Source organism: Butyricimonas sp. (assembly GCF_019423355.1).
Taxonomy (GTDB): domain Bacteria; phylum Bacteroidota; class Bacteroidia; order Bacteroidales; family Marinifilaceae; genus Butyricimonas; species Butyricimonas faecihominis.
In genome coordinates this window covers 345723-353962 of the sequence record NZ_JAHZBP010000004.1, presented here as the reverse complement: position 1 = coordinate 353962, position 8240 = coordinate 345723, and the positions used below count along the sequence as shown (strand labels likewise).

The 8240-nt window shown below is 43.8% G+C and carries 5 protein-coding genes; all 5 read right to left on the bottom strand.

What is annotated here, in order from left to right:
* Positions 1 to 71 precede the first annotated feature (71 nt).
* The gene (locus tag QVC79_RS07935; RefSeq protein WP_270592439.1) at positions 72 to 3152 is read right to left on the bottom strand and encodes an AsmA family protein; all 3081 of its coding nucleotides are present in this window, start codon (positions 3150 to 3152) and stop codon (positions 72 to 74) included.
* Positions 3153 to 3221: 69 nt separating this feature from the next.
* Positions 3222 to 4394, bottom strand: coding sequence for an exo-beta-N-acetylmuramidase NamZ family protein (locus QVC79_RS07930; RefSeq protein WP_270592437.1), 1173 nt, complete (start codon positions 4392 to 4394; stop codon positions 3222 to 3224).
* Between the two features lie 3 nt (positions 4395 to 4397).
* On the bottom strand, positions 4398 to 5402 hold the full coding sequence (locus QVC79_RS07925) for a DUF4837 family protein (protein WP_270592436.1): 1005 nt from the start codon (positions 5400 to 5402) through the stop codon (positions 4398 to 4400).
* A 148-nt stretch (positions 5403 to 5550) separates the two neighbouring features.
* Positions 5551 to 6312, bottom strand: coding sequence for a DUF3108 domain-containing protein (locus tag QVC79_RS07920; RefSeq protein WP_270592435.1), 762 nt, complete (start codon positions 6310 to 6312; stop codon positions 5551 to 5553).
* Entirely contained in the window at positions 6309 to 8222 is a 1914-nt protein-coding gene (locus QVC79_RS07915; protein ID WP_270592433.1) for an Ig-like domain-containing protein, read from the bottom strand. The genes QVC79_RS07920 and QVC79_RS07915 overlap by 4 nt, the downstream gene beginning before the upstream one ends.
* Positions 8223 to 8240 lie beyond the last annotated feature (18 nt).

The window sequence follows — 8240 nt, the reverse complement described above, 5'->3', positions numbered from 1 at the left end:
CAATCAACTATTTTTCCTAATCACAAAAGTTGTGTCCGAAAAAAGGGTGTGCCTTTGTTGGCATCCTTTTATCATTCCCTCGCTGACTGCAATATCCGTCGAATTTGATTACGTACATTAATCTGGGCGCTATCCACCTTCGCCCGTTTGGAAGGGATAAATAGGTTCTTGTATTTAGCCTTCGTAATCTTGAATTTCATCTTCTCCATCGACCCGTAAATATCTACTCCCAATTTGAAGGGTACGGGTGATTTTAACACGGAAATATGGTAATTAAAAGTCATGTCAATCTTATGTTCTCCACCCACGGCCACCTTGTAACGATCCACCTCCACTAGGAAGGGGAACACTTCAATCATACCATCCTTGATGCGGAAGTCCACGGCCACGCTATCAATTAGATTACGCTCCTTGTTTTTAAACATCAACATTTTGGAAATCTCCGAGAACGTCTCCCCGTCCATCAACACCAAATCCTTACCATCAATGTAAGCCACAGCCCTCAAGGTCGGTAAATCAACCATCATTGTAGAATCCAGATCTGTCTCCGCCGCCATATGGAAATCTACCAGCCCATCGAAAGAGCGTAGCATCGGAACGATCGAATCCAAAGATGGCATAAAATTAATCAACGCCCCCACGTCAATATCATCCATTCGTAAATCGAAACCGGTATACGCTTTCTCTTTCCCGGAAGCCTTGTACAACATCGTGGTCTTCACATCTGCCGCCATGGAACGCATACTCAAATCCGACAACTCGATACATTGATTTTGCATCACCACTTTCCCGTGAATACTATCCAATTCCAACTTTCCATACAACACCTTCTTAATATTCGTCTCAAACGTGAAATCAACACCGGGAGGAACAACAAAAACAGACATGGTAGAGTCAGCCACGTACGTGGAATCTGCCGCCAAATCCACATCAGACAATTCATCCTCACTCAATTCCTCTTCTGTCCCCCACTTCATGTTCATTCGATTGGCAGCCCCAACTTCCATGGCTTTCATCAATTGATTGCAATTAATCATATTCGATCTCACCTTCAAATTAGCTTTCAAATCCTCCTGCCGCAAAAATGCACCCGCCAAATTGTACACTTCCCCGGTTAACAAAAGATCAGAACGTCCCATCTTCAACTTTGCACCATTCAATTTAATATGTCCGGGACTTAAAGTAATCTTCGTCCCCGGCATACGCATCCGCAGAGGAAACAAGGGGGTGTATACCCGCATATCCTTAAAGCCGACCACCCCACTGGCGAGCCATTGACGTTTATTTTTCCGGTCCGGAACTCCCGAAAGATCAAATCCGGCATTCGCCAGTCGTAAACGATTCCCTCTAGCTCTTACCCGTAAACTATCCATATTGACCTTCGCTTTTACTAACGGGAGCTTTTTATCTTCCGGAGAGGGAGCCAAGGCAAAATTAGCCGTGCTATTTCCCATCCGGAACCGCAGGGAGTCACCCATCACCAAGTCAATCCACCCGAAACGAATGTCTGCCGACATTGAGGCGACTGCCGTGGTATCCCGCAAGGGAGAAGTTTTTACCTTCACGTAAGAAGTATCCATGTGAAAGGTTAAAGCATTCTTCCACTGTATATCGACACTATCAAAACCAAAGATCCCATTCAATAGGTTCTTTTCCTGCAAGATAGTCTTATCTTCCATGTTGGTTCCGAATCCCAATATCACAGATTTTGAACGTAATCTCAAACTATCCTTTTCGCTGGCTAACAAAACATTCTTTAATTGACACCCCCCTCGAATATCCAGTTTTCCATAGTTTTTATTCTTTATGTCAGCCAATAAAACATTTCCTTTTAGCCCAGCATTCAAACTTCCCGTCAATGTCCCCCCCTCTTGTATCGGGAATATTTTGGGTAATATAGAGAAATCGACATCCGCCTTCACGCTCGCGGTAATCAAAGGATTGGAAAGTAATTGATCCACCCGGCCATTTAAATCCACATCCACATCTGTTCCCTTCACGCAAAACCGGTTTAATTTCAAAAACGAAGGTTGTTCTTTCTGTAAATCAACGACACCTTCCAAGTCAACATCCAATTTATCCAACGAATAAGGCATCCCCGCGTATTTCACGGAGCCTTCATTTATTTTGAAACGAGCATCCAACACGGGAACTCGATCCTTTCCATATTTCCCCTTCAACGTTCCCCGGCATAACACCTCTCCCGATACCGTCACGTTTTCATCATGTTTTAGTACTGTTTCCGGAACAAGGTCAAGCAGGGTTTTCAAAGAAGGAACTTTTATCCCAAAGGTCAGGTCCACGTCCAACAAACGATTCAATGTATCTGCCTGTAAATGTCCTCCTACCCCGAATTTCATTCTATTCACCCTCATAACAGCTTTATCCAACACGTAAAGCATTGAATCTCGATCCAGACGCATTCCTGTTTGTAGACCAAACCGTAAGCGTTTCACGAGTAAATTACCTTCTTGCCAGAAAAGAATATTCTTTGCTTTCACATCCAACAGCAAGTCCGCCTTCCGCTCCATAAAATTTCCATCGATTTTCAAACCGAACCCCTCCAATCGGGCATAAAGTTCATTCGCACGATCATCAAACACGAGTTTTCCTCCCTCAATACGAATGTTACGAATATCAATACTTTCAATCAATTTTTCTTGAATCGTATCCGTCTCCACCATGACCACTGAATCCTGTTCAGCAGACTCCCGCATTACATTCCAACCGGGAACCCCGTTCGTGTCAATATAAGCGTAAATCTGCGGTTCTTCCAAACGCAATTCTTTCACGATAACTTCCTTTCGAGACAGATAAGCCATCGGGTTCACGATCAGCCGACAACGCTTGAAACTCATCAATGAATCAGTAGCGGCATAAACATTCTCCTGTTTCAACGAATCCTGAAAGACTTTCGTCACCACGCTACCATTTCGCATCTCAAGCCCGAATTCCGGGAAAGTCGAGAAAAAGGTCAACTCGATCGCATCAAAATGTACTTCCGCATTCAAAAACTCATTGGCACTTTTCTCCACGATAGGAGTCAACTTCTCCGGGGTAAAAATAAAATTCAACACGATGCCTATCGAAGCACACACTAATATCACCAATACTAACAGTGAAATAAAGAAATACTTTAATAAACGCCACATCACGATGTTAGATTTAATTATCTGATTAATTTCTTAATTTATGATTTTAGATTAAGTGATTCCCTCCCGCTAACCAACATTTTTTTTATCATAAATCAAATACTTTTCTCTCACCTTCATAAACCCCGCAACCTCATCCTGCCAGCCGGCACGAATCTCTTCTTCCGTTACTCCATCCTTCAGTTGTTGCTGCACTCTATCATTTCCCACCAACTTGTTGAACAAAGCATTAAAGAAGGGTTCCGTGCCTTTATACTCTTGATAAGCCAGCAATAACCAAGCCAGATTCAGACGTTTCATCTTTAAAATAGTGTGGTATTCTCCCTGCAAATCCATGCCGTAACAAGTTTGCCCCTTGCATTTGGGCTGCATACTCATTCCCTTAATCGGGCGAGGCACGTAAGAATAGGGCATACCTTTCAAGCTCGGATGCCCGAACACCTGAAACGGACGTAGAGTCCCACGGCCCTCGTTAATCGCTGTTCCCTCAAAAAAACAAGTTGACGGGTAAAGCATGATGGAAACAGAATCCGGCAAATTCGGAGACGGGGCATAAGGTAACGCCACGGGTTGTTCCCGACTCCATCCCTCGCAAGGGATCACGGTCAGATCACAGGTCACGCTATCTTTCAACCAACCTTCCCCGTTAATCATTCCGGCATATTCACCTATCGTCATCCCGTACACGACCGGAACCGGGTGCATCCCGACAAAAGACTTAAACTCTTTTTGCAAGACCGGGCCATCCACGTAAAAAGCATTCGGATTAGGACGATCCATCACGATCAATGGAATGTTCTGTTCCGCACAAGCCTCCATCACGTAATGCAACGTGGATAGATAAGTATAGAAACGTACTCCCACGTCCTGTATATCAAAAATCATCACGTCTATTCCCGACAGATCCTCCGGCTGGGGTTTCTTTTTCTTCCCGTACAGGGACACCACCTTCAAACCACTCCCGGTATCAATATAATCCCCCACGGTCTCCCCGGCATCAGCCGTACCCCGAAATCCATGTTCGGGACAAAAAATTCGTACCACGTGAATACCTTTTTCCAACAGGAAGTCCACACTATGCACCGTGTCTACCCGGGAAGTGTGGTTTGCCACAATCCCAACCCGCTTACCCTCTACCAGACTCCGGTAAGCCTCAAACCGTTCAATCCCGTCTTGTACATTCACGGAAATAGCATCCGTACACGCGGATGCTATCACCAAAAATAATATTAAATATCTCATTGATTACTTCGTCTTCTCTTCCTTATCTTTATAATCAATCACCATGGTGTTCAGGATAGCATCTACTTGTTTCATCATATCCCGTTTCTCCTCGTTCGGATAATACACGTACCCCATCATATAGATCACTCGCTGATGTTCCTCATCCAACACCACGTTCAACTCATACGGTCCCGCCATAAAATCATTCACCACCATCCACAAGCCGCGGAATAACACGGCATAATGCCCGTTATACTTGTATTGCACGGCTGTATAAGGCACCTCCAGATCCAATGCCATATACGATCCTTCACGCGGACCGGGAATATGTTTCTTCAACTCCTCGTTCACCCGATCAAAAATAATGGCATAATTAAACTGGCTCTCATGCTCGTACTTTTCAGTAAAGAATATAATACCTTTACTGTTCTTGGTCGTTTCACTCGACATCCACACGAAATCCGTTGTATCCTTGTTCACGTAATATCCTGTAGGACAATACAACAATATATTATACTTCTTCTTGAACAAATTAAAGATCCGGGTATCCGCAGTCCGCTTATAAACCGATATTAGCCGATCACGCTCAGCCTTAGCATAGATACCAAGGATTCTTAACTTATTCTCATCAAACAACTTGAAAAACGTTTTCCTATCCGGGGCTGCAATCTTTATATACTTCTGTGTTTTGGCCCACGGGCTATCTGCATACTGCACGTAAGCAGAGTCAATAGAAGGAGAAATCACGACTTGCAACACGTTACGGTGTCCCTTCATATTCTTATCAAAATACTTCTCCGGCAGGTTAAGCACATCAAAAATCGGTTCTGCCTGTGGCAAACCATCCTGTTCCTGTCCAAAGAATTCCCGGATCGTATCACCCACGGGACCATCCCACGTGTTCTTCTCGGCAATAATCAATACCTGATTGATTTTTCCTGTCACGGCAGGCATCAGGTTCTTCGTGGCATCCTTACAAGAACCTAACATCAAAACCATCACGAAAACAAATACAATATTCTTCATAATAATAGAATTGAAAGTTGAAAATTGAAAATTGAAAATGAATCTCACTCCCAATACAATATTAATTAAACTCCTTCCTAACGATATATATAGTCGAAAATCAAAAATACAGCATAATTTTCAATCCTGCATTCTTAATTTTCAATTGCTAAAACTTACTATTGGCCTCATCCAAGATACCTTTCACCGATCCCACGATAATCTTAGCCTCAACCATCACGGGAATACGATACTCGTCATCACTTACCCACACTTTCATGTTCTCTCCCCCTTTAAACACGTCCCCGGCCACGAGCAAGGGAGAAAACACGTGACACATCCGCCGCCCGCTATCCGTTTTCACTTTCTCTTTCCCCAAGTAACGAACATATAAATCGTATACTTTATCGTCCAATAGAATACGTATCGGGATCTGGTCTCCTTTCTTATAGTTATCAAAATCCAATTCCCTTGCATACCATGCCACGGACAACATATCGTACGTGTCCGGCAACAATTTAATCGTGTCCTTACGTTGGTATTTTCCGATCCGGTGTATATCAGCATGGATCACCCCGCTATCGTAATCCCACACGTAATCGAACGTTTTATGGTAATTCCCCTCGTGCGCTTTTCTCGAAAACTCGTAAGGTTTATAGGTCATGCTATCATGATGCGATATCAACGTATCTCTCAGCTTGAACACCCAGTCCCACGAAGGATTCGAATACCCCACGGCAAATATACACTGGGCATTCGGATACTTGTCGGAAGGCTGTACGGTCATTTCCACCGAACCCGCGTTAATCCAGATAAAGCTCCAGTTGTAATAGCCCCTGTAAGTCAGTTTCTCTATCACGTTAGGCAACTTCTTCTGCGATATGGCAGGAAGGCTCACAAACAATGTAACTATCAATATAATCGTTCTCATCGATTAGTTCTATTTCTTTTTTTATCTCCTTCTGTATTCTTCTTTTTACTCGGATCTTCTCTCTTATACGTTTTACTCATGTCAAAGTCTTGCTCGACATCGAAATTCTTTTTCAATTTTATCTCCGTGGGCAAATATTTTATCTCTTCCGGCTGCAAATGTTTCAAGTAATTACCCGTGTCCCATTTCCCGTTTCCGTTCCGGTCGAGAATAGCCCGGATCATATAAGTTCCCTCTCCCAAGTAATCAAAGATGACCTTCCCATCTCCCTTGATCGTCCGTTCTTCCAGCACCTTGATCTCCTTATCGCCCTGATAAAGTTGCAAGATAATCGGGGTTGTAGCCTCCTTCACGTTCACGATAATATTCCCGTAATCCTCGATCGCTTTCGTTTTAAAATCCTTCACGAGCTTGTTGTTATACAACCCGTAAATACTATATATTCCCATCGAATCGATCAACAGCTGATATTCCGTTTCCGGCTTCCATTCTTTCTCCACGTAATACCTACGAATTTTCAGACTATCATGTTTCAAGTTAAAGTCAACCGGGGTCAAAACGGAATCCACCATTTCCAACAATTGGATATTCTTCAACCCCTCCTCCACGATCGGACGATCAAATTCCAGTGTGATATTCTTATTCAAATCCACCGTACTACCAACCCCCGCGCTAATCTCCATAAACTTAATTGCCGGAATGGAATCCTGTTCCTTCTTACGCTTACCCTTGGGCTCCGGTTTGTCCTTGTAATAGAATTTAATCGTATCCGCAAGCAACACTCGTTTACCAAGCGAATCCGTCCGCAAATAACTGGCCTCTGCCACGAGCGAATCGATCTTGTACACCAAAGAGTCCTTTATCCACAACTGAATCGTATCCCTCCCGGCAGAACGTTCCTCGATATACCAATCATCCTGATCAATCTTATCTAACAGATGTATCCCTAACAATCGTACGTTCAACTGGTTATCAGCAGGTATACTGAAAGTAAAATCCAATCGTTCCCGCTCCTTACGAGCCTCATCAACCAGATACAATTGAGTCTTTTCCTCGTCAAACATCGGGATAAACAAGTTTGTAGGTCCGAACATGGTGAAATCACGCCGGACAATCGTGTCTTTTGACACCACTTTGAACTCCATTCCCTTCTTCGTTCTCCGTCCCTCGACAACCGTCGTGTCCGGGTGAATCGTATCATAAACTGTCGTGGGGAACGATATAGTCTGAATCAAAGAATCAATGAAACCCACTTTTGTCTCTGAAGGCACAAACAAATAATTTCCTCTCGCATCATCGATTGCCATTACCCGATAGGTATCATCCTTAATATTAGTCACCCGAAACATTCCGGCACTATCCGTTTTAGCCACGTAACTCGGCAAATCGGTCAACGCCACGGAATCCGCGGTATTCTGGTAGAACATCACGGTAGCACCCAGCACGGGCAACTGCGTTTGCATATCAATAACCTGTCCCCCGAGTTCCATCGAATCCAGTTGCGGCCCCGTGGAAAACACGTACCGATAGAAACCGAGCGGGTTTCCCTCGTTATTATCCACGATCGCGTCGGCAAAGTCCAGCGTGTAAGTCGTATTCGGTTTCAAAGAATCCTGAAACGTCACCCGCACGTATTTTCCCCGCAAGCTCACCCGGGCTTTCTTCTTCATCGGGGGAGACATCACGAATTTCTTGTTAATATCCTTTAATTGAACATATTCGTTGAAATAAATATCAATCTGTTTTCCCTTGAAATTCGTTGAAAAAGATTCCGGAACCTCCTTGATAACCTGAGGGGGAGTCACGTCCTTCTCTCCTCCCTGCGGGTAACCCCTGTTTGCACAGGCATATATAATCAACGCCACGATAATAGCGACAAAACAGAATCCGTTCCAAAAAAATTTATTCATAGTCCTCAAAAATATTAA